The following is a 22,328-nucleotide window of genomic DNA, read 5'->3' as shown; positions in this document are numbered from 1 at the left end:
GTAAACCTATTGAGCGGCATCGTTGGTTTGGCGGATTTTTTCGACAATCGCGGTCGTCGAGCTGTTTTCCACCAACCCCAGGACTTTGACCTTGCCACCATAGGCGTTGACGATATCGGCACCGACCACCTGGTCGACCGAGTAGTCACCACCCTTGACCAATACATCTGGCTTGACCTGGGCCAGGAGGTTTTCCGGAGTGCCCTCGGAGAAGCTGATCACCCAATCCACCGCACCCAATCCAGCCAGGACCGCCATGCGCCGGTCCACGCTGTTGATCGGTCGGCCAGGGCCTTTCAGGCGGCTGACCGAAGCATCATCGTTGATCGCCACGATCAGGCGATCACCCTGGGCGCGAGCCTGCTCCAGGTAGGTCACATGGCCGGCGTGCAGGATATCGAAGCAGCCGTTGGTGAAGACAATGCTCTCGTTATGGGCACGGGCATCGTCAATCGCCAGCAGCAATTGCTCCAGGCTCAACACACCACGCTCCGAGCCTTCCTCGCGCTGGATTGCGCGACGCAGTTCCGGGGCACTGATGGACGCCGTACCCAGCTTGCCCACCACGATGCTCGCTGCCAGGTTGGCCAGGGCTACCGCATGGGGCAACTCCTCCCCTGCCGCAATCGCTGCCGCCAGGGTGGAGATGACGGTGTCGCCGGCGCCCGTGACGTCGAACACTTCCCGCGCACGCGCCGGCAAGTGCATGGCCGGGTGACCGGGACGCAGCAGGGTCATGCCGTGTTCGCCACGGGTCACCAGCAAGGCGCCGAGGTCGAGGTCGGCCATCAGGCTTGCGCCTTTGCTCACCAAGTCGTGCTCATCGACGCAACCGCCGACGATGGTTTCAAATTCGCTGAGGTTCGGCGTGATCAGGCTGGCGCCTCGGTAGACCGAGAAATCCTTGCCCTTGGGATCGGCCAGCACCGGGATGCCACGGGCCTTGGCGGCCTGGATCAGCATCTGGTGGTTTTTCAATGCGCCTTTGCCGTAGTCCGACAGCACCAGCACCTTGATGCCTTCGAGCAGCTCGTCGACCTGCTCACTGAGGGCCAGGGCGTCGGTGGCGAAGGGTTCTTCAAAGTCGATACGCAGCAACTGCTGGTGACGGCTCATGACCCGCAGCTTGACGATGGTCGGCTGGTGGGCGATGCGCTGGAACAGGGCACGCACGCCAGCGCCGCGCAGGCTGTTGGTCAGGCTGTCGGCGGCTTCATCGTCGCCGGTCACGCCGACCAGGGAGGCCGGGGCGCCGAGGGCGGCGATGTTAAGGGCAACGTTGGCAGCGCCGCCTGGGCGGTCTTCGATTTGCTCGACCTTGACTACCGGTACCGGTGCCTCAGGGGAAATCCGTGAGGTACCGCCATGCCAGTAACGGTCGAGCATGACATCGCCGACCACCAAGACAGGGGCTTGATCGAATCGCGGCATGGACAACTTCATGGAGCAACCCACATACAAAATGAACAGGGGCGCGATATTAGCACAGGGAAAAGCATCGACCGATTCAATCCTGGCGGTCGATCGCAGCCCGGCGCCCCTGGCGCCTCAATAGGCATCCGTCACATGGGAGGGCGCCACTGGGTCGCCTTCTTCGAACTCCTTGGCGTGCAGGCGGGCGTAGTAGCCATTCTTCGCCAGCAACTCGACATGGGTCCCGCGCTCGACAATCTGGCCGTCATCCATTACCAGGATCAGGTCGGCTTTCTCGATGGTGCTCAAGCGGTGGGCAATCACCAGGGTGGTGCGGTTCTTCACCACATGGTCCAGGGCCGCCTGGATATGGCGTTCGGACTCGGTATCCAGGGCCGAGGTCGCTTCGTCGAGAATCAGCAGCGGCGCATCCTTGAGCAAGGCCCGGGCAATTGCAATGCGCTGGCGCTGGCCGCCGGACAGCAGTACGCCGTTCTCGCCTACCAGGGTCTCATAGCCCTGGGGCATCTTCACGATGAACTCATCGGCATACGCTTCGCGAGCGGCGTGGTGTACCGCATCGGTGGGCGCGCCAGCCAGGTCGCCATAGGCGATGTTGTTGGTCACGGTGTCGTTGAACAGGGTGACCTGCTGAGTCACCAAGGCGATTTGCCGGCGCAGGTTGCGCAGGGTGAAATCCTGCACGCGTACGCCATCGAGCAGAATCTGCCCCTGCTCATGCTGGTAGAAGCGAGGGATCAAGCCGGCCAGGGTCGACTTGCCGCTGCCCGAACGCCCCACCAGCGCGACCATTTGCCCAGGCTCGACGATAAAGCTGATGTCGTTGAGCACCTTCTTGTCGCTTTCCGGGTATTGGAAGCTGAGGTTGCGCACTTCAATACGCCCAGCCAGGCGTTCATGCTCGATCACGCCCTGGTCGACTTCTACCGGCTCATCCAACTGCTCGAAAATACTCTCGGCGCCCGCCACACCCTTCTGGATGGTCGAGCTGACCTCGGAAAGCTGGCGAATCGGCTTGGGCAGCAGGCCAGCCATGGTGATATAGGCCACCAGGTCGCCAGGCGAGGCATCGCCGCGCAAATACAGGACCAGGAACATGACCACGGCCATCGCACTGTAGGTCACCAATTGCAGCATCGGCGTGTACACCGCGCCGGTCTTGGTCATCGCCAGTTGTTTCTCGGTATTGCTCAGGCTCGCCTGCTCGAAGCGCACCTTTTCATATTGCTCGCCGCCAAAGCTGCGGACCACACGGTAGCCGTGGATCGTCTCGGAGGCCACATGGGTCACGTCGCCCATGGACACCTGGATTTTCTTGCTCTGCTTGCGGAATTTACGGCTGGTGCTGTTCACCATCATGCCGATCACCGGCAGGATCGCCAGCATCACCAGGGTCAGTTTCCAGTTCATCCAGACCAGGGTGCAAAACAGGAAAATCACGGTCATGCCTTCACGGATAACCACCTTGATCGCATCGGTGGCAGCCCCGGTGACCATGGTGACGTTGAAGGTAATGCGGGAAATCAGGTGGCCGGAGTTGTTCTTGTCAAAAAAGCGGTTGGGCAACTCCAACAGCTTGTTGAACAGCACCACGCGCAGGTCGTGGACCAACCCCAGGGAAACCCGGGCCAGGAAGAAGTTACCGAGGAACGAGCCCACGCCCTGCCAGGCTGCGATCAGCACGATCATCAGCGGCACGGTTTCCAGCAACTGCAACTTGCCAAGATAGGGGTTGCCGGGGAACAGGCTAGCCTCGGGGTTCGCCAGGCCATCGACGAAATACTTGAGGATGTAAGCGAGCATCGGCTGGGTCGATGCGAAGATCAGGAACCCGACGATACTCAGGATGAACAGACCCACATAAGGCCGTACGTAAGTCAGGAGGCGGAAGTAAATCGCCAGCGTCGACTGGGTTTTCGGTTCAGGACTGCTCATGGGAATCCGCGCAAATCAGTAAGGCGCGGATCATATCACAGGCCTCTTCGCCCCAAAAAACATGAGCATGGGCCAGCTTTGCGCCAAGTCGGTTAAGATGACCGGCTATTGATGGGAGTCAGGCATGCAAGTAATCGATCACAACACCTATGAGGCATTGCGCGCCGGCGCGCAGGTGCTGGAAGCCGATGGTTCTGGCGACAAGGTGCTCCGGTTGACCGATGGTTGCATGCTCAAACTGTTCCGGCGCAAGCGCCTGCTCAGTTCGGCGCTGTTCTACCCCTATGCACAACGCTTCGCCAACAACACCCGCGCATTGCAGCAACGGGACATCCCCTGCCCGCGCATCATTGCGGTGTATCGCATCCCCAGCATTGCGCGGGATGCGGTGTATTACAGCCCGCTGGCCGGGGAAACCATCCGCCAGTTGAAACTCGCCAAGGCCGACGCCGACGCCCTGCGTGGGCGCCTGGGCGGCTTCATTGCGCAATTGCACGAGAAGGGCGTGTACTTTCGTTCGCTGCACTTTGGCAACGTGGTCCTGACACCGGAAAACACCCTGGGCTTGATCGACATTGCCGACCTGAGCTGCCAGGCCACCCCGCTGAGCCAGAGCAAACGGCGGCGCAACTTCAGCCACCTGCGGCGCTATGCCGAGGATCGGCAATGGCTACTGGGCGATGACGCCGGGCAAGCCTTCTTCAATGGCTATCGCCAGGCCTTGCCGGCGGGCAGTCAACAGGCGCCACTGATTGAGCGCCTGCGGCAACTACTGGACTGATCTCACTGGCCGATGACCAGTACCGTGGCGCCTCGGCGATTGGCGAAGCGCTCGACGATGCGCAGGTTGCGCTCGGCCAGCCAACCGGTGAGCCAGGGTTCGTTGCCGCGGGCTTCGATCAGGAAGTAGCGGAATTTATCCGCATAAGCCGGCGACATGGCCACTTCCCGGGTCAATTGCTGGAGCTGATAACCGCGACCAGCGTAATAGCCGATACGGCCATCATCGAAATACGCCGGGACATCCGGCTCGACATTCGCCGCCATCCAACGCCCCGCCTCGACGTACTGGACCTTGCCGGGCCCGGTGGACACCACATTGGACAACATCACCAACAGGCAGACCGCCACCAGGGCCTTGCCCAGGCGCGGGAACTGCTGGGCAAACATCTGCAGCGCCAGTGCCAGCGCCGGTACAAACAGCAGGTTCAAGAAGCTCATGTAACGCACGTTCATGAACTGCTGCTGAATAAAGAACAGCAGCAACACCAACAGGTACAACACCGCAGCCCAGGCAAAAGGCCGGTACTCATGCCAGTAGAGCTTGATTGCCTGCCAGTTGCGCCCCCGTAAAAAAGGCACGGCAAAGGGCCCGCAAATATTCACAAAACTGATGACCATGGCCGCCAGGATGCCAAAAAAGATGATGCGCCCTGTTTCATCCTGGGAGTACTTGTTGATCAGCGATCGGGAGAACTGCTCGCGCAGCAAATCAAACGACGCCAATACACTGTTTGGATTGATCAAGTCCAGATAGTAGGCAACGCGGCCCGATGAAAAACCACCCGTGGCCGAGACCAGCACCATACCCGCCACCACGCCCAGCAGCGGCAACGCGATGAATTGCAGGAGCGCCAGACGCCGCTCGCGAACCCACAGGCCAGGCAACTGCCACAGGCCCAGCGCCGGCAACAGCAATAACGCCTCCAGGCGGAAGGCTGCCGCCGCGACAATCGCCAGATGAATGATTGCCGCCCGCAGCCAGCCACCACGGGCCTGCCAGCGCATGGCCAGCCACAGCGTCAGGATGCAGAAAAACCAGAAGCCGAACTCGCGCAGGATCTCGCCACGAAACTGGTTGAACGCCGGCATCGCCAGCACCACCAGGCAGGCCCAGGGTGCAACCTGCACCGAGCGCTGGCGAACGCAGTCAACCAAGAGCGCACAGGTGCCCGCTGCAAACAGTGAACACCACAGGTAAGCACTCAGTTCTATGGGCAGGGCTGAAACCGAATGGGTACCCGCCAGGAGCAGGGAGAACCAGGGCCAGTTGAATACCGCAAAGGCGGATTTCGGACCATGGTCTAGGACGTCCTGGGCAATGGTCAGGTAGAACGCAGCATCACGCCCTACAGTCGCGGCACCCAGTACCGCGATCAGGGATAGCAGCAGGCTCCCAAAAAATGCCACTCGAACGGGATGCTCGACGACCACGCTCAAAGCCCGAGCCCACAACTTGCTGCTTATACCAACCACACCCCCCCCTTAAAACCTGGCGTCACATCGTGTGCACAAGATTTGAAAACATATGTTCCAGAAAACCACTGCACCGCAAAAAACCGACGCCCAGTGATTGCAATCAAACCGGGCGCTGTACTGGTCATTCTCGGCGTAGCGTAACAGGCTATAAAACGCTTACTTGAACAGCAGCTGAAGCGCCTTGCGTGTGTACGACCAGCGCGTCAGGGCGCGCCAGTCTGTACGCACCGCCTGGCAGTAAAACTGCTTGGCAAGCGTGTACTCCCCGGCACTTAAGCAATTGCGAAACAAAGACAAGCAGCGCTGTGCGAGAAACGCACGGCGCAAGCCTTGCAGCTCTGCCGGCATACGCACCGGCGAGAACACCTCGTCCACCAGGCTCACGCCTGCCGCGACACTGTGATTGATGTCATGGCGCAAGCTGTCCCCATGCTTGTAGATCAGCGCCAGCGGCTGGTCGATGACTGTGCAGGGCACGCGCGCCAGGGCCTGGGCAAACACCGGAATATCCTCGGCGTTGCGCATGCGTTCGGGGTAGTTGCCCACCGTGAAGATGTCCCGGTGCATGGCGCAGGCGCCATTGGAGATCGCGATGGTTTTTTCCAGCAAATACCCGCGCACCCGCTGGTAGGGGGTGGCCGGCAGCGGCTTGACGGCATGCAGGCGACGCTTGCCATCTTCAAATACTGACCAGTGGCCACCGATGATCAAGCGACTGTCGGGATGGGTGGCAATATGCTGCGCGACCAGGGCCAGGGCGCCTGGGGCCATTTCATCATCGGCGTCCAGAAACATCAGATACTGGCCCGCAGACTCTTCAATCCCACGATTGCGCACCGAGGCCAGGCCGCCATTGGGCTTGCGCAGGGCGCGGAATCGCCCGGGGTGCTTAGCCAACAGCGCCTCGAGCACCTGCGGCGTCTCATCGGTAGAGCCGTCATCAATCACCAACAACTGCGCATCGGCTTCGTCGAGTTGCGCCAGCACCGACTCAACCGCGCGCCCAAGGGTGCGCGCATAGTTATAGGCAGGGATGACGACGCCAATCAGTGCTTCAGTCAATGACTTGCCCTTCCACACCATCTTTGACGACTAGGATGTCTTCCATGATCAGGTACTGCAGGTCCGAGCCGAAGAACATGTTCAGGGCGTCGGTCGGCGAGCAAATCATCGCTTCGCCACGGCGGTTGAGCGAGGTGTTCAGGGACACACCGTTGCCGGTCAGCACTTCCAGCTCTTTCATCATGTCGTAGTAGCGCGGGTTGTACTCGCGCTTGAGCACCTGGGCGCGGGAGGTGCCATCTTCATGGACCACTTCCGGCACGCGGGTTTTCCATTCTTCCGCCACTTCAAAGGTGAAGGTCATGAACGGGGCCGGGTGATCGACCTTGATCATTTGCGGGGCCACGGTGTCGAGCATCGACGGGCAGAAAGGCCTCCAGCGCTCGCGGAACTTGATCTGGTGGTTGATCCGGTCAGCCACGCCCACGGCGCTCGGGCAACCGATGATCGAACGTCCGCCCAAGGCACGCGGACCGAACTCCATGCGGCCCTGGAACCAGGCCACCGGGTTGCCGTCGACCATGATCTGGGCGATGCGCTTGGGCATGTCCTCGATCTGGCGCCACTTCGGCTTGCTCGGGTGCTTGGCGCACGCGGCAATCACTTCCTCGTTGCTGTAGGACGGGCCGAGATAGACGTGCTCCATCTTCTCTACCGGTACACCACGGGCATGGGACACATAGGCCGCCGCACCTACCGCGGTGCCGGCATCGCCGGACGCTGGCTGCACGAACAGCTCCTTGACGTCGTCGCGGGCAATGATCTTCTGGTTCAATTTGACGTTCAGCGCACAGCCGCCGGCGAAGGCCAGCTTGCCGGTTTCCTTGAGGATATCGCCCAGGTAATGGTCGATCATCTGCAACGCCAGCTTCTCGAACAGCGCTTGCATGCTGGCTGCGTAGTGGATGTACGGCTCGTCAGCGATATCGCCTTCGCGCTTGGGACCCAGCCACTCGATCAGTTTTGGCGAGAAGTAGAAGCCCTTGCCTTTCTCTTTATAGCGGCGCAGGCCAATGACGTTGGCGTAGTCGGTATTGATCACCAACTCGCCGTTTTCAAAGGAGGCCAGGCGCGAGAAGTCGTACTTGCTGGCATCGCCATACGGCGCCATGCCCATGACCTTGAACTCGCCATCAAGCATCTCGAAACCGAGGAACTCAGTGATCGCGCCGTACAGGCCGCCGAGGGAGTCCGGATCGTAGAATTCCTTGATCTTGTGGATCTTGCCGTTCTCGCCATAGCCAAAGAAGGTCGTGGCGTACTCGCCCTTACCATCGATCCCCAGGATCGCGGTCTTCTCCTGGAAGCCCGAACAGTGATAAGCGCTGGAAGCGTGGGCCAGGTGGTGCTCGACCGGCTCGATCTTGATCTTCTTCGGATCAAAGCCCAGTTGCTCCAGGCACCAGACAATCTTGTTGCGGTAGCGCTTGTAGCGACGGTTGCCCATCAGGATCGCATCGAGTGCGCGGTCCGGTGCATACCAGTAACGCTTGGCATAGTGCCAGCGGGCCTCGCCGAACAAGCTGATCGGGGCAAACGGGATCGCCACCACATCAACGTCGCAAGGTTTGATACCGGCCTGCTCCAGACAGAACTTCGCCGATTCGTAGGGCATGCGGTTCTTTGCATGTTTATCGCGTACGAAGCGCTCTTCTTCGGCGGCCGCGATCAGCTTGCCGTCGATATACAACGCTGCGGAAGGATCATGGCTAAGGGCGCCGGACAGGCCAAGAATCGTCAATGCCACTGGGGTCTAGCCTCTTTTAGTCTGCATGCAGGCGCTGGCGCCTGAAAAATGTGTGCTCCTCGCCTCGGCGAGAAAAGCTAAAGGGCGGGATTATAGCTTAAAAGCGGCAAAACGCCTCTAGCGGCAAATGGCACGGAGAAACAAGCGGTATCAGCGGAAGATCTCGATACTGCCATCATGGGTCTGTCGATAGACGGTGTAGGGCAGTACCAAAGTATCGAGAACACCTGACAGTACCAAGTCAACGGCAATCCAGGGCAGCGGGCCGATCTGCTGCTCGTCCAGGCTTTTTTTGCTGTTGGGTTCGCCATTGAGGGAGCAGAAGTCGTACACCACGCCGCTGTAGATACGGGGCACGCTCTCGCAATGGCTGCGCAGGTTCTTGAGGCGCTGGCTGGCCACCGCATCTTCGCGAAACACCGTATCGAGGGTGCCACAGGCCGTGGTCGAAAGGACAATGGCGGCAAACAGCAGAATGTTTGTAGGATTCACGGGCAACCCTCTTTGGCATGAGGGGGCAGCCTAACCCAAGACTGCGTAAGACGAATATGCCGGTAATGTGCGGGAATATTCTTCGGAAAAGCCTCGCAGAATCGTTAAACTCGCGCCCTTTTTTCCGCGCCTGCGCTGCGCGTCATGGAAGTTGGCTTGCTCATGAAAGTTGTTGTTCCCACCTGTATTGCGATGCTGCTCCCTAGCCTGCTGGGCTTGCCGCAAACCGCTCAGGCAGAAGATGCCCCACTGATCCTCGACCCCAGTGTGGTGACAGGCTCGCGCAGCGCCAGTCGCAGCTTCGACCTGCCCTACTCGGTGGACAGCATCAGCCGTGAGCAGATCAGCGATGGCCAGTTGGGCATCAACGCCTCGGAGGCCCTGTCCCGCGTGCCGGGGCTGGTGGTGCAGAACCGGCAGAACTACGCCCAGGACTTGCAGATTTCGTCCCGTGGCTTTGGCGCGCGCTCGGCGTTTGGCGTACGCGGGATCAAGCTGATTGCCGATGGTATCCCCGCCAGCACCCCGGACGGCCAGGGCCAGGCGGCAACGTTCAACCTTGACACCGCCGAGCGCATAGAAGTACTGCGCGGCCCAGCCGCCACCCTGTATGGCAGCAACGCCGGCGGGGTGATCCAGATGTTCTCGCGCAATGGCGAGGGCGCACCACGTATCGGCGCCGAAACCCTGTTCGGCAGCGACGGCCTGAACAAGAACCACCTCAGCGCCGAAGGCGCGGTACAGGGCGCCGGGTTTGTCCTCGACGCCTCGCGCATGGACACCGACGGCTACCGCGACCACAGCAGCGCTCGCCGCGACCAGACCTTCGCCAAGCTCAACGTCGAACCCGATGACGACAGCAAGCTGGCCCTGATCTACAGCAGCCTGGAGCAGAATGGCACCCAGGATCCGCTGGGGCAGACCTGGGCGGGCTACAAGGCCGACCCACGTTCGGTCAGCAGCAACGCCTTGACGTACAACACACGCAAGAGCATCGATCACCAGCAGTTGGGGATGAATTACGAGCGCTACATGGGCGATGCGACGTTGCAGGTCAATGCCTATACGGGGCGGCGGAGTGTGATTCAGTATTTGTCGATTCCAGACAAGTTCGCCAATGGCAATCCCAACCCCGCCAACGCGCGCGGAGGGGTAGTGGCCTTTGACCGCAAATTCTATGGAGGCTCAGCCCACTGGCTGCAACCTATCATCAGCGCTCCGGGAGAACTGACCCTGATCACTGGCCTCGACTACGACCGTAGTGAGGATGATCGTCAAGGGTATTCCAACACCGTCAATGGTGAGCATGGCGTAAAAGGCGCCTTGGGCCGTGACGAAATTGATACTGCCACCAGCATCGATCCATTCATCCAGGCCAACTGGCTACTGGGCAATTGGACCCTGCAAGCTGGACTACGCCACAGCACGATGAAAATGGACGTTGATGATCACTTTGTGAGTGCCAATGACGGCAACGATAGCGGCAGCAAGACCTACCAAAAAAACACACCATCGATCAGCGCCATGTATGCCTTCACTCCGGACTTGCACGCTTATGTGAGCGCAGGGAAAGGTTTCGAAACACCAACACAGGCAGAACTGGCCTACTCCAGCGCAGTAAATGGCTTCAACTTTGCGCTAAAACCCTCAGTCAGCAAGCAGTATGAGGTCGGCCTGAAAGCACGGGTTGGTCAAGACACCCGAATCAACGCTGCGCTGTTCCAGATCACTACGGATGACGAGTTGGTGGTACAGCAGTCCAGTGGCGGCCGCAGCACTTACCAAAACGCCGGCCGCACCCTGCGCCGCGGCTTTGAACTGGGCATCGAAAGCCAACTGAGCGAACAATGGAGCGCCAACCTCGCCTACACCCGCCTGCAAGCTACCTACGACAGTGACTTCAGCAACAACAGCAAAACCATCGACAAAGGCAACTACCTGCCCGGCGTCCCGCAGACCCTGCTGTTTGCCGAGCTGAACTGGAAACCACGGGACTGGGTCAGCACCGCCGTCGAAGGCATGTACCGCAGCAAGATCTATGTCGAGGACACCAACCAGGAGCGTGCTGCGCCGGGCTACAGCGTCTTCAACTGGCGTGCGCGGTTTGAGCAGAAGGTCGAACACTGGACCTTTCACCAGACCTTGCGCCTGGATAACCTGCTGGACCGCCAATATGTCGGCTCTGTGATTGTTGGCGACAGTAACGGGCGCTATTACGAAGCGGCACCGGGGCGATCCTGGTATGCCGGAGCCGGCGCCCAGTATCAGTTCTGACCCCACCAGGAGGCGCCGGCTTGCCGGCGCTTACTCGGTCGCTGTAACACCACGACATATCGTTAAACAAAGGCGCAACTGGAAAAAGTGACGCCACATGCCTTAACTGCACTAGACGCCACTCCTCAATTGCGACCAAACAAACGCCGGCCAAACTATTTACTTATGAAGCCACCCAACTTACCGAATAGAACTCAAGTGAGTACGATGAGTGCTAGCGGGTTTATCGGTTTCGTTCTTGTCCGGAGTACTACCATAGAGCCCGGTAGGATCATAAGGAATTTCCACATCAATCAATTGACCATCCGGGTCGGTAGATTCATAGCTCTTTCCCGTAGGGTCATAAGGAATCTCCACATCTATCACCTGACCGGCAGCATCGGCCGGCCCGTAGCTTTTGCCGGTAGGGTCATAGGGAATTTCCCTATCGATAGGCTCCTCAGGAGCCCTGCCTCGACCCTCGCCAGCAGCGACCGCCGGCCCCCAGGTGCCGGTGCGGGGATCAAGCACTTGCGCATCCTCTCCAGCGGTAAGATCCAGTTTATTGGGCCGAGCTATATCTTTTTCCTTATAGCCAACTCCCTCATAAGGTTGAAAGTTATAACCCGAAACACTACCAATATTAGACATGATAAAACTCTCCAAACTTAAAGACATTAACAGGCCACGCAACCTGTTAACGCAAAAGCTACATCCCCAACCCACAACTTTCAACAGCACAAAAAACTCAAATAAAGATCAAACATCACGAGATGTAAAACCACATAACCGAACACATACACACCCAATGAGAAGTATCGGACTAATCCGAGACAGAACTCCCCACATACACTTAAGATCAGTTTTTCATGACATGATTTTGCGCTCTCAAATAATTCGAGCGCACAACGACTCAACAATCATTAATCAATATACAAGATGAAACACTACGCATGAGCTGAGCCCGCCCTGTCAGGAGCGGGCAAGCGTGCAGCTACAGGACGCCGTCGATCCTGCTGGGCAAGCGCTGATCGATTACTCGATACAACGCGCTATCGACCGGCCAGTTGCGCATGAACCGCGCACGATCCTTGGCAAACGCCGGCGCAAAACTACTCAGCGAGCCGTGCTGGCACATCGAGTCCAGATCTATCAGCACCCAGCGCCCCCCCTGCCAGAACAGGTTGCGCCCCTTGAAGTCGCCATGACTGATCCGCTCGCGTATCAGTTCGCCAAACAGGCGCTCCAGGGCCAACAGTTCGGGCTCGGGTACCTCGCCGCTTTCGACATAAGGGGCCAGATGCTCAATCAGGTCTGGCCCGGCCAAATGCTCGGTAACCAGATACGCCCGGCTGCGCAGCCAGAAAAAACGCCGTTCCAGGAGTGCCAGGGGCTTGGGCGTGGCGATCCCCAGGAACGTCAGGCGATTGCCTTCGTACCAGGCGTGCCAGGCGCGGCTTGGCCGCCAGAAGCGCTTGAGCCAGTGCACAAAACCCTTGATGTTGTAGCGCTTGATCACCAGTGGTCGCCCGGCCACATCCACTCGGGCCACCGTGGCCGAGGCACCGGCCTTGTACATCTGGCCTTGGCCGATGAGCCCATCGACGTTTGCCAGTACCGGTAGCAGGGCCGCCTCCTCTTCCCGGCGGATCGCCCGCAGCCCAAAGGCCCCGCGCACCACGCTGAACAAGGTGCACTCGCGGCCGACCTTGCCCAGGAAGTCTTTCAAGCGCCAGGCCCGCACTTTGCGCACCTGCTTTTGCAGGGCTTCCAGGGGCAAGGCGTGTTCGCCATTGCTTAACAGGTAGTACACCAACAATTCTTCGGTAAACGGCTCGAGGTCGCTCGGCAACTGGGCAAAAAACACCCCGAGGTTTTCCAGTACCCGGTTGCGTGACAGGGGCTTGCCCGCCTGTTCGACGCAGATCCCGCCACCATCGATCAAATACAGCTTGTCGCCCTGGCGCATCAGGTTGTCCAGGTGCAGGTCTTCCTGCCACAGGCCCTTGGCGTGCATCTGTGCAATCGCGCCCAGCGCTTCGGCCAACACAGCCTGCTGTTCATCCGCCAGAGGCGGCATGCTTTCAACCGCTGCCCAGGCCTCGGCCAGGCTGTGTGCGCCGTCGAGAAACTCGAACAACAGCCAGCCGCCCTCACCGTCTTGCAGACCGTCAGCCAGCAACAGCGGCGTGGTCAGGCCTTGCTCGGCCAGCAGGCGCACGCCCTGGAGTTCACGCTGGAAATGCCGGGCGGCGCTGCCACCCACCAGCAACTTGGCCAGCACCGGCCGGCCGCGCCAGATAGCCGCACCCACATAACGCTGGCCCGGCAACACCCGCAGTAGGCTCAGCAGCTGCAATTGCCCTGGGCCGGCCGCATCCGCCAACTCGATACTCAAGGGCAGCGCAGGCGTGCGCCCGGCATTTTTGAGTTCAGACAAGCGCATCAGCGGGCCTCCTTGTGACTGCGCCGCCCTGCCAGGTAACGTGCCCAGGTATCCACCAGAGAGCTGTCCACCGGCTGGTCGAGGTAGGCCGCCAGAAACTGCCGCACCTGCTCTGCAGTCCAGGCCCCGGCACGCCGCAGCAACGGCTCCAGGTCCTTGACCCGGTCACGCCGGCCGAGCAACAGCGGTCGGGTCTTTTCCAGGTCGATCAACTGCGCTGCGTAACCGTCGCCAGTGGCCTGCAGGAAGATATGCTTGGGGTAAAAACAGCCATGCACCTGGCCGACTCCATGGAGCTTGCGCGCCAACTGGCCGCAGGCCACGAGGATCGCATGGTGCTGGGCGTCGCTCAGGGCTGGCCACTGCTCCAGCAGCGAATCCAGGTCATTCCAGCCATCCAGCGCGCGGGTCAGCAGCAAGGCGCGGTATTCGCCCGCAACTTTGCGCTCACCATAAAAGGCGGCCTGCAAAGCCGGGATCGCCTTCTGCCGATAGCGGCTGATATTGCGAAACTCGCGGGCAAAGGTCGGCTCGCCAAACGGCCGATGCAGGGTGCGCGTCAGGTAGTTGCTCTGGCGCTTGAGGTAAAAACCGCGACCCTCCAGCTCCAGGCGAAACACGCTGCTCCAACCGCCGCGACTGGTGTTGGGCTCGTCCACTGCGTCCAGTTGCCTGGCCCACAGGGCATCAAAGTCAGCCAGGCCATTGCGCTCCAGCAAGGCCCGGTCTTCAGTTGCCAGGAAGTCATTCATTCGCGTCCCTCGAAAAACTTCAGTACATGGCGGATCCGCTGTTTATCCGATACGCCCAGGTGCTTGCGCCGACGATATTGCATGTAGAAGCGTAGGCGCTGGGTGGCAGACAAGTGGTATTTGGCAACCTTGTCCAGGCACGCCAAGTCCTTGGTGATCCGGTACTTGAGCCAGAACCCGCGCCAGAAGTCACCGTTGGGGCAGTCGATCAGGTACAGGGTCTGCTGGTCGTCGATCAGCAGGTTGCGCCACTTCAAATCGTTGTGGGTAAAGCGGTGGTCGTGCATGGTCCGGGTGTATTCAGCGAGCTGGCGGCTGACCTTGTCGACCCACACCGGGTCGGACAATTGCGGGTCCTTGCGTTCAGCCAGGGCCGCCAGGTCTTCGGTGCGCGGCAACTCGCGGGTGATCATCGCCCCACGATCATAGGCCAGGCCCTTGCGCTCCAGGCCCCAGGCCACGACTTCGGCGGTTGGGATGCCCCACTTGGCGAAGCGCTTGAGGTTCTGCCACTCGGACTTGACCCGGGGCTTGCCCAGGTAACGGCGCAGGCCTTTGCCGGCGCCGGTGTAGCGCTTGACGTAATAGTTGATCCCGCCGCGCTCCACGCGAATGACTTCGGACAGCGGATCACGGGTCAGCCGCTCGCCTTGCAGGGCGAACACTGCGTCGAGGCTACCAAAATCGTCCACAAGCTCCGAGTAAGCAGGTTCCAGGTTCCAACCCGCCATCAGAGTGCACCTCCGTACCGGACTTTGCGGTCATAGAGCTTGCTGGCCTTACGCTCCAGCCACTGCAGCAACGCGCCTTCCTCGGCCAGGATCTGGCGCAGGGGCTGCTGGAAGTAGCCTTTGAGGAAGCGCAACTTGTCGCGGCGGGTCAGGCCAATATCCAGGATCGAGAAATACAGGGCCGCCAAATCCTTGTTGCGCCAGCGCTGGCTGATGCGCGGCCGCACCTGGGCGCGGTGCAGGTCGATCACCGAGAGTTTGAAGTCATCGGCGGTTACCGGCTTGTCGGTGTGCAGCAGGAAGTGACAGATGTAGCAGTCACGATGGTTGACGCCAGCGCGATGCATCATCCCGGTCATGCGCGCCACTTCGGCAATCAGCGCGCGCTTGAGACGCGGCTCGGGCGGCTGCTTGAGCCAATCCATGCTCAAGTCTTCCAGGCTGATGGTCGGCGCCAGCTCTTCGGTGACAATAAAGGAATGCTGGTCGGCCGGGTTGGCGCCGCGTTCGCCATAGGCCACGGCGGTCATGGTCGGTACGCCAACTTCGTGCAGGCGCTGGATTGCCTGCCACTCCTGCCCGGCGCCCAGCACCGGCAACTTGGCGGTGAACAGGTTCTTGAAGATTTCACCCCAGCCGATGCCACGGTGGATTTTCACAAAGTAGCCGCGCCCATCCACCTCGGTACGCAAGGTACGACGGGCTTCCAGTTCACGGTAAACCTCACCGTCCAACAGCTCGACTTCGGCGAACGCATCGCGCCCGGCCCAAAGGCTCTTGAACGGTTCGGCAAGAATCAACTTCATCAGTGTTGCTCCGCCAGAATTACATCCGCAGCGTGCTGCGGCATGCTATAGAGGTCGGCCGTCTCGGCGAAGGCCAGACCATTGCGGCTCCAGGCCGCACGTTGCTGCTGATCGCTGAGCATCCCGGCCAGGTACTGGTTGAGCTGGGCCTGCTCGAACGGCTCGTCCAGCACACGCCCGCAATCGGCCTCGCGGATGTAATGGGCATACCCACACACCGCCGTGACCAACACCGGCAACCCGGCCACCAGGGCTTCGAGCAGCACAGTCCCGGTATTTTCGTTGTACGCCGGGTGAATCAACAGGTCGGCGCCCAGCAGGAAACGCGGGATATCACTGCGCCCCTTGAGGAACTGCACGTTGTCGCCCAGCCCAAGGGTAGCACTCTGCAGTTGGAATACTTTGGGGTCGTCCTGGCCAATTACAAACAGGCGGGTGCGCTTTTTCAGATCCGCAGGCAGCGCCGCCAGCGCCTTGAGGCTGCGGTCCACGCCCTTGGTCTTGAAGCCCGAACCGATCTGCACCAGCAGCAAATCATCGTCCGCGAGGTTGAATTCGGCCCGGAACCCGGCCCGGATCTGTGCCGCATCCGGCGGCGCCCGACGATCCTGGGCGATGCCCGGCGGCAACAGGTGGAAACGCTCCAGCGGCGTGTCGTAATGCTTGATAAACAGCGGCTGCTGGACCTCGGAGATCATCAGGACTTCAGTCTTGGCGTCCTTGGCAAACACCGCGCGTTCGTACTCGGAAAAATGCCGATAGCGGCCAAAACTGCGGTACAGCGAGTGGCGCAGGTTCTGCGCCTTGTCTTCAAAACAGCCGTCTGCGGCGTAGTACACATCCAGGCCCGGCATTTTGTTGAAGCCGATCAAGCGGTCCACCGGGCGCTTGGCCAGGTCGGCCTGCATCCAGGCGGTCAATTTTTCGTTGCGCCGATGATTGAAGAACGCCTTGACCGGCGCCACCAGCACTTCAAAGCCCGGCGGGATGTCGCCTTCCCAGATCAGGGTGTAGACACGGATCTGGTGGCCGCGCTGCTGGCACTCCAGGGCGATGCGCATGAAGTCGCGCTGCAAGCCACCAAAGGGGAAATATTTGTACAGAACAAATGCCAGTTGCATCAGTGCAGCTCCTCAGCCAATAACAACGTGCTCAGTCGGCTGGCCACACGCTCAGGGTTCAGGCGAGTAAAGCACAGCGGCCACTCGCGCTTGAGATCAAACCGGCGCTGGTCTTCAGCGGTCGGTTGGTAGGTGCATTTCTTTTGCAGGCACGGCGCGCAGGGGAAATCGCTGCCCAAATGGATCTGCGCCTTGCCATACGCACCGGTCAGGCCCGGGTTGGTCGGGCCGAACAGAGAGATCGTCGGCACATCCAGCGCAGCCGCCAGATGCCCCAGGCCGGTATCCACGGCGACACAGGCCCGGGCACCAGCCAGGACGCGTGCCACACCGGCCAGATTCAATTTAGGCAACACTTCGGCGTTGGCCAGGCCTTGGGCCAGGCGCTCGGCCCGAGCTTTCTCGGCGGCGTTGCCCCACGGCAACTTCACATCCACCCCCAGGCTGCCCATGCGTTCGGCCAGGTCGCGCCAGTAGGCTTCGGGCCAATGCTTGGTGTCCCAGGTGGTGCCGTGCAGCAGCAGCACGAACGGTTTCTTGGGCGGCAAGCCCAGCAGTTTTTCGGTGCTCAGGCCGTAATCCCCCAGACCCTTGGGCAGGTCATAGCCCAGGGCCACGGCGAACAACTGGCGCAAGCGCTCAACTGCATGCTGACCACGGGCAACCGCCAGGCGCCGGGAGTAAAAACGTGCGGCAATGGGCTCGCGGGCCGACTGCTTGTCGAAGCCGGCCACCGGCGCCCGCACATAGCGGGTCAGCCAGGCGCTTTTCAGCAGGCCCTGGGCGTCGATCACCAGGTCATATTTGGTGGACTGGATCTGCTTCTTGAAGCGCCGCCATTCGCCGCTCTTGAAGGTCTGCCAGAGGTTCTTGCGCCAGCGGCGAATCGCCACCGGGATCACCTTGTCCACCGCAGGATGCCAGGTGGGGATTTCGGCGAAGCCTTCCTCCACCACCCAGTCGAAGCGAATCCCCGGAATCGCCCGGGCCGCGTCGGTCAATGCCGGCAATGCGTGGATCACATCGCCCAGGGATGAGGTCTTGATTACCAGTACCCGCAACTCAATGAACCTCGACCACGTTGCCCTGCAACCGCTGCAAGGCCTCGGCTACCGAATCGGGCAGCAACTGACGCAGGCAATTGTAGTGGCCGAAACGGCAGGTGCGTTCAAAACACGGGCTGCAATCCAGGCCCAGGCGCACCACTTCAACCTTGTCGGCCAATGGCGGGGTGAAGCCTGGTGACGTGGAGCCATACACCGCCACCAGCGGGCGGTTCAGCGCAGCGGCCACATGCATCAGGCCGGAGTCGTTGGACACCACCGAATCGGCGCAGGACAGCAGGTCAATCGCCTCGGCCAGCGAGGTATCGCCACTGAGGTTGACCGCTTCTTCGCGCAGGCCGGGGATCAAGCGTTGTCGGATGTCTTCACCCACCGAGTGATCGTTTTTCGAGCCAAACAGCCAGACTTGCCAGCCTTCGCGGATTTTCAGCTCGGCGACCCTGGCGTAGTGCTCCGACGGCCAGCGCTTGGACTCGCCAAACTCGGCGCCCGGACACAGCGCCAGCACCGGCCGATCCAGGGTCAGGCCGAACTTGGCCAGGGCCGCATCGCGAGTAACCGGGTCGATTTGCAGGCTCGGCCGCGGATACGGCGCCGGCAACTCGGCATCAGGCGCGTAGGCCAGGGCCATGAAGCGCTCGATCATCAGCGGGTAGCGGGCCTTGTCGAGCTTGCGCACATCATTGAGCAAGCCATAGCGGAACTCGCCGCGCCAGCCGGTGCGCTTGGGGATGCCGGCAAAGAACGGCACCAGCGCCGACTTCATCGAGTTGGGCAGCAGGATCGCCTGGTCATACTGGCCGGCCAGGGACTTGCCGATGCGCCGTCGGGTCGCCAGTTCCAGCGCGCCATGGCCGAGCGGGAAGCTCAAGGCCTGCCGGACTTCAGGCATGCGCTCCAGGATCGGCCGGCTCCACTCGGGGGCGAGCACGTCGATTTGGCAGTCGGGATGACGCTGTTTCAGGCACTGGAACAGTGTCTGCGCCATCACCATGTCACCGACCCAACTGGGCCCAACGATCAGAATATTCATGTAGTTTCCACAAACGATTCGGGGAGGCTCATGCCTCCCCGCCTCGATAATTACTGTAGGTCACGGTTTGTGTGGGAGCGGGCTTGCCCGCGATAGCATCACCGCGTGCTGCCAGCCAGACCGCAGCGCCTGCATCGCGGGCAAGCCCGCTCCCACATAAAGCCGGTCTCCACATTCAATTGGGGTCGCTGTAGTGTTTTAGCTTAACCCCAGTTCTTGCCAGATCCGTTTCACCTGGCGCCGTTCGTCAGCAAACTGATCCCCGGCAACCACCCCAGCCTCGTTCTGCAGGGCCTGGCGATGGGCCGCCGAGCGGTAGGCCTTATACACCTCGCGCAACAGGTGGGCATCGGCGGCGGGCATCAGCCCGACCTGCTCCAGGCCTTCCAGGATGCGGATATTGTCGGTATAGCGTAGCAACGACGGATGTTGCGCAGACCACGCCAAAGCGGCGTATTGCACCATAAATTCAATATCGACGATACCTCCGGCGTCCTGCTTGAGATCGAACACCGCCGTGGGCTCGAAGGCATTCGCCGCCGTGCCGGCCCCGGTCGACTTGGTGCCCAGGTTGTCGCGCATCTTGGCGCGCATCTCGCTGACCTCCTGGCGCAGCTTCGCCAGGTCCTGTGTGCGCCCCAACACCTGCGCCCGCACGCCTTCAAACGCGCGGCCCACATCCTGACTGCCGACCAATACCCGCGCCCGCACCAGGGCCTGATGCTCCCAGGTCCAGGCCTCGTTTTCCTGATAGCGGGCAAAGGCCCCCAGGGAGCTGACCAGCAGCCCGGATGCGCCAGAAGGTCGCAGGCGCATATCCACTTCGTACAATTGCCCGGAGTTGGTCTGGGTGGTCAACAGGTGAATGATCCGCTGGCCCAGGCGCGTAAAGAACTGCGCACCATCGATCGGCTTGGCGCCATCGGTTTCGGCCTGCGGGTCACCGTCATGGATAAACACCAGGTCCAGGTCCGAGCCATGTCCCAGCTCGATGCCGCCGACCTTGCCATAGCCGACGATGATAAATCCGGGATCGCACAAGGTGCCGTCCAGGCGCTGCGGCGTACCGTGGCGGGCCACGGTCTGGCGCCAGGCCAGGGCCAGCACTTGCTCGAGAATGGCCTCGGCAAGCCAGGTCAGGTAGTCGCTGACCTTCATCAGCGGCAGGCTGCCGGCGATTTCCGACGCCGCTACGCGCAGGCGGTGGGCCAGCTTGAAGTGGCGCAGGGCTTCCATCTGCTGCTCAAGGTCATCCTCGGGGATGCGCGTGAGGCGCTCGCGCAATTCGGCGGCCAACTCCGGCGCCAAGGGCGGCTTGAACAACCGGCCTTCGTTGAGCAATTCGTCCAGCAGCAGCGGGAAGCGGGTGATCTGCTCGGCAATCCACGGGCTGGCGGCGCACAGGGTCAACAGCCGACGCAGGGCGTCAGGGTTTTCGGTCAACAGCACCAGATAAGCGGACCGCCGCGCCACCGCTTCCACCAGCGGCAATACGCGCTCCAGCACCAAGTCGGGATTAGCGTGCTCGACCGCCTGGGCCAGCAGGCGCGGGATAAACGCGTCCAAACGCTCACGCCCCAGGCGCTGCATCGCCCGCAACTGCGGGCTGCCGCGCAGGCTGGCCAGGGCCTTGAGGGCCTTGGGTGCGTCGGCAAAACCACCTTCGGCCAATTGGCGACAGGCCGCCTCTTCATTTTGGGACTCTTCCCACAGCGGCAACCACTCGCCGCCCACCACCAATTCGCTTTCTACACCCTCCTCTTCGTCCGGATCGGCAATCACCTGGCGAAAATGCCAGTCCACCCGGCCACGCCAGTACATCAATTGCTCATGGAACGCGGTCCAGTCGGCAAAGCCCATCATGAACGCGATCCGCGCCTGGTCTTCGTCAGTGTTGGGCAGCATCTGTGTCTGGCGATCAGCGATGGCCTGGATTGCATGTTCGGTGTAACGCAGGAATTCATAGCCGCTGCGCAGCTCGGCAATCACCGCCGGCGGCAGGTAGCCCTGGCCTTCCAGGGTGCCCAGCACCTTCAACAATGGCCGTTGTTGCAGGCTGAGGTCGCGCCCGCCATGAATCAGCTGGAACGCCTGGGCGATAAACTCCACCTCGCGGATGCCGCCCGCGCCCAGCTTGATATTGTCGGCCATGCCCTTGCGCCGCACTTCCTGCTGGATCAACTGCTTCATGGTGCGCAGCGCTTCGATCGCAGAAAAGTCCAGGTAGCGCCGGTAGACGAACGGGCGCAGCAGGTCGAGCAACTGCGCACCCGCCACCTGATCGCCGGCCACCACCCGCGCCTTGATCATCGCGTAGCGTTCCCAGTCGCGCCCCTGGTCCTGGTAGTACTGCTCCAAGGCATTGAAACTGAGCACCAGCGCCCCGGCTGAACCATACGGCCGCAAACGCATGTCGACACGGAACACAAAACCGTCGACGGTCATCGGGTCCAGGGCCTTGATCAGCTTCTGGCCCAGGCGGATAAAGAACTCCTGATTGTCCAGGGCACGCTTGGCGCCCACGGTCTCGCCGCCCTCGGGGTAGGCGAAGATCAGGTCGATGTCCGACGACAGGTTCAACTCCACCGCCCCCAGCTTGCCCATGCCGAGGATGACCATCTGCTGCGGTTCGCCGCTGCGCCCGCCGGTGGGGGTGCCAAATTGCGCACAATGGCGCTGGTACAGCCACTGGTAAGCCTGGTCGATGCTGGCGTCGGCCATGTCAGACAGGTCGCGGCAGGTCTGCACCAGGTCCGCCTGTCGGGTCAGGTCGCGCCAGATAATCCGCACCTGCTGGCGGGTCCGCTGGCGACGCAGGACGCGGCCCAGCTCGTCTTCTGTTTCAACCTGTTGCACCGCTGCGGCAATCTGCCCACACAGCTCATCGGGTGCAAAGCCGCGATCCAGTTCGCCCCAGGCCACCAGTTCCAGCAACATCAAAGGGTCACGAACACTCTGTTCAATCACAAAATCACTGGCGGCGCAGACACGGGCGAAGTCGGCCCAACGTTGCGGCGTCCACGCGGACAGGCCATGATCGGCATCCAGCATGGCCGCTGCGTCACGAAATGACTGCTCGGCCCGGCTGGCAAACGGCAACAGAACGGCAGGGAGTTCAACCAGCATTGGAAGGCTCATGGTCTATCCTTGATCGGCGTGTAAATGGCTTGTGGCTGTGAACGCAAGAACCACG

At 61.0% G+C, this 22,328-nt stretch carries 17 protein-coding genes; 2 read left to right on the top strand and 15 right to left on the bottom strand.

The window, feature by feature from the left end; genetic code table 11:
• Positions 1-6 precede the first annotated feature (6 nt).
• Positions 7-1,443 (bottom strand): bifunctional D-glycero-beta-D-manno-heptose-7-phosphate kinase/D-glycero-beta-D-manno-heptose 1-phosphate adenylyltransferase HldE, encoded by a 1,437-nt coding sequence (gene hldE, locus C5F71_RS15315; RefSeq protein WP_029299178.1) that lies wholly within the window; start codon positions 1,441-1,443, stop codon positions 7-9.
• A 105-nt stretch (positions 1,444-1,548) separates the two neighbouring features.
• A complete protein-coding gene (msbA, locus tag C5F71_RS15310; protein WP_029299179.1) occupies positions 1,549-3,369 on the bottom strand; it encodes a lipid A export permease/ATP-binding protein MsbA in 1,821 nt (606 codons plus the stop codon).
• 124 nt (positions 3,370-3,493) lie between these two features.
• Here msbA and C5F71_RS15305 point away from each other — a divergent pair, with 124 nt between their 5' ends.
• Complete coding sequence (locus C5F71_RS15305; RefSeq protein WP_104911449.1) at positions 3,494-4,150, top strand: phosphotransferase; 657 nt, start codon at positions 3,494-3,496, stop codon at positions 4,148-4,150.
• Positions 4,151-4,152: 2 nt separating this feature from the next.
• Here the strand turns inward: C5F71_RS15305 and C5F71_RS15300 are convergent, their stop codons facing one another.
• From C5F71_RS15300 to C5F71_RS15285, 4 genes are all read right to left on the bottom strand, one after another.
• Positions 4,153-5,559 carry a hypothetical protein gene (locus C5F71_RS15300; RefSeq protein ID WP_256587891.1) on the bottom strand — a complete coding sequence of 469 codons (1,407 nt, stop codon included), beginning with the start codon at positions 5,557-5,559 and terminating at the stop codon, positions 4,153-4,155.
• A 225-nt stretch (positions 5,560-5,784) separates the two neighbouring features.
• A complete protein-coding gene (locus C5F71_RS15295) occupies positions 5,785-6,690 on the bottom strand; it encodes a glycosyltransferase family A protein (RefSeq protein ID WP_104911447.1) in 906 nt (301 codons plus the stop codon).
• Positions 6,683-8,437, bottom strand: coding sequence for a carbamoyltransferase (locus C5F71_RS15290; protein WP_104911446.1), 1,755 nt, complete (start codon positions 8,435-8,437; stop codon positions 6,683-6,685). The genes C5F71_RS15295 and C5F71_RS15290 overlap by 8 nt, the downstream gene beginning before the upstream one ends.
• Positions 8,438-8,587: 150 nt before the next feature.
• Positions 8,588-8,929, bottom strand: coding sequence for a YceK/YidQ family lipoprotein (locus C5F71_RS15285; protein ID WP_104911445.1), 342 nt, complete (start codon positions 8,927-8,929; stop codon positions 8,588-8,590).
• 162 nt (positions 8,930-9,091) lie between these two features.
• Between C5F71_RS15285 and C5F71_RS15280 the strand changes: the two genes are divergently transcribed.
• On the top strand, positions 9,092-11,203 hold the full coding sequence (locus tag C5F71_RS15280) for a TonB-dependent receptor (protein ID WP_177410406.1): 2,112 nt from the start codon (positions 9,092-9,094) through the stop codon (positions 11,201-11,203).
• 180 nt (positions 11,204-11,383) lie between these two features.
• On the opposite strand, the gene C5F71_RS28920 is transcribed toward C5F71_RS15280, so the two are convergent.
• The 9 genes from C5F71_RS28920 to glnE all read right to left on the bottom strand — a co-directional run bounded on the left by C5F71_RS28920 (position 11,384) and on the right by glnE (position 22,273).
• Positions 11,384-11,833: a hypothetical protein gene (locus tag C5F71_RS28920; protein WP_158682861.1), complete on the bottom strand. Its 450-nt coding sequence runs from the start codon at positions 11,831-11,833 to the stop codon at positions 11,384-11,386.
• A gap of 343 nt (positions 11,834-12,176) precedes the next feature.
• Entirely contained in the window at positions 12,177-13,628 is a 1,452-nt protein-coding gene (locus C5F71_RS15270) for a lipopolysaccharide kinase InaA family protein (RefSeq protein WP_070996452.1), read from the bottom strand.
• Complete coding sequence (locus C5F71_RS15265) at positions 13,628-14,380, bottom strand: lipopolysaccharide kinase InaA family protein (protein ID WP_092232987.1); 753 nt, start codon at positions 14,378-14,380, stop codon at positions 13,628-13,630. The genes C5F71_RS15270 and C5F71_RS15265 overlap by 1 nt, the downstream gene beginning before the upstream one ends.
• Positions 14,377-15,111, bottom strand: a complete 735-nt coding sequence (locus tag C5F71_RS15260) for a lipopolysaccharide kinase InaA family protein (RefSeq protein WP_029299192.1) — start codon at positions 15,109-15,111, stop codon at positions 14,377-14,379. The genes C5F71_RS15265 and C5F71_RS15260 overlap by 4 nt, the downstream gene beginning before the upstream one ends.
• Positions 15,111-15,917: a lipopolysaccharide core heptose(I) kinase RfaP gene (gene rfaP / locus C5F71_RS15255; protein WP_029299193.1), complete on the bottom strand. Its 807-nt coding sequence runs from the start codon at positions 15,915-15,917 to the stop codon at positions 15,111-15,113. Before rfaP ends, C5F71_RS15260 begins: the two co-directional genes overlap by 1 nt.
• Positions 15,917-17,038 (bottom strand): glycosyltransferase family 4 protein, encoded by a 1,122-nt coding sequence (locus C5F71_RS15250; RefSeq protein ID WP_104911442.1) that lies wholly within the window; start codon positions 17,036-17,038, stop codon positions 15,917-15,919. The genes rfaP and C5F71_RS15250 overlap by 1 nt, the downstream gene beginning before the upstream one ends.
• Entirely contained in the window at positions 17,038-18,099 is a 1,062-nt protein-coding gene (gene waaC, locus C5F71_RS15245) for a lipopolysaccharide heptosyltransferase I (RefSeq protein ID WP_032862116.1), read from the bottom strand. The genes C5F71_RS15250 and waaC overlap by 1 nt, the downstream gene beginning before the upstream one ends.
• A 1-nt stretch (position 18,100) precedes the next feature.
• Positions 18,101-19,135 carry a lipopolysaccharide heptosyltransferase II gene (gene waaF / locus C5F71_RS15240; RefSeq protein WP_104911441.1) on the bottom strand — a complete coding sequence of 345 codons (1,035 nt, stop codon included), beginning with the start codon at positions 19,133-19,135 and terminating at the stop codon, positions 18,101-18,103.
• Positions 19,136-19,333: 198 nt separating this feature from the next.
• Positions 19,334-22,273 (bottom strand): bifunctional [glutamate--ammonia ligase]-adenylyl-L-tyrosine phosphorylase/[glutamate--ammonia-ligase] adenylyltransferase, encoded by a 2,940-nt coding sequence (gene glnE, locus C5F71_RS15235; protein ID WP_092232978.1) that lies wholly within the window; start codon positions 22,271-22,273, stop codon positions 19,334-19,336.
• Positions 22,274-22,328: the final 55 nt, after the last annotated feature.

It is taken from the genome of Pseudomonas sp. LG1D9 (assembly GCF_002949995.1).
GTDB classification, from domain to species: Bacteria; Pseudomonadota; Gammaproteobacteria; order Pseudomonadales; family Pseudomonadaceae; genus Aquipseudomonas; species Aquipseudomonas proteolytica.
This window is presented reverse-complemented; position numbering and strand designations above follow the sequence as displayed.

What these genes read in the sequence shown, in the direction of transcription:
- hldE (WP_029299178.1), bottom strand. Translation starts at nt 1,443, where the DNA reads ATGAAGTTGTCCATGCCGCGATTCGATCAAGCCCCTGTCTTGGTGGTC.
- msbA (WP_029299179.1), bottom strand. Translation starts at nt 3,369, where the DNA reads ATGAGCAGTCCTGAACCGAAAACCCAGTCGACGCTGGCGATTTACTTC.
- C5F71_RS15305 (WP_104911449.1), top strand. Translation starts at nt 3,494, where the DNA reads ATGCAAGTAATCGATCACAACACCTATGAGGCATTGCGCGCCGGCGCG.
- C5F71_RS15280 (WP_177410406.1), top strand. Translation starts at nt 9,092, where the DNA reads ATGAAAGTTGTTGTTCCCACCTGTATTGCGATGCTGCTCCCTAGCCTG.
- C5F71_RS28920 (WP_158682861.1), bottom strand. Translation starts at nt 11,833, where the DNA reads ATGTCTAATATTGGTAGTGTTTCGGGTTATAACTTTCAACCTTATGAG.
- C5F71_RS15270 (WP_070996452.1), bottom strand. Translation starts at nt 13,628, where the DNA reads ATGCGCTTGTCTGAACTCAAAAATGCCGGGCGCACGCCTGCGCTGCCC.
- C5F71_RS15265 (WP_092232987.1), bottom strand. Translation starts at nt 14,380, where the DNA reads ATGAATGACTTCCTGGCAACTGAAGACCGGGCCTTGCTGGAGCGCAAT.
- C5F71_RS15260 (WP_029299192.1), bottom strand. Translation starts at nt 15,111, where the DNA reads ATGGCGGGTTGGAACCTGGAACCTGCTTACTCGGAGCTTGTGGACGAT.
- rfaP (WP_029299193.1), bottom strand. Translation starts at nt 15,917, where the DNA reads ATGAAGTTGATTCTTGCCGAACCGTTCAAGAGCCTTTGGGCCGGGCGC.
- C5F71_RS15250 (WP_104911442.1), bottom strand. Translation starts at nt 17,038, where the DNA reads ATGCAACTGGCATTTGTTCTGTACAAATATTTCCCCTTTGGTGGCTTG.
- waaF (WP_104911441.1), bottom strand. Translation starts at nt 19,135, where the DNA reads ATGAATATTCTGATCGTTGGGCCCAGTTGGGTCGGTGACATGGTGATG.
- glnE (WP_092232978.1), bottom strand. Translation starts at nt 22,273, where the DNA reads ATGAGCCTTCCAATGCTGGTTGAACTCCCTGCCGTTCTGTTGCCGTTT.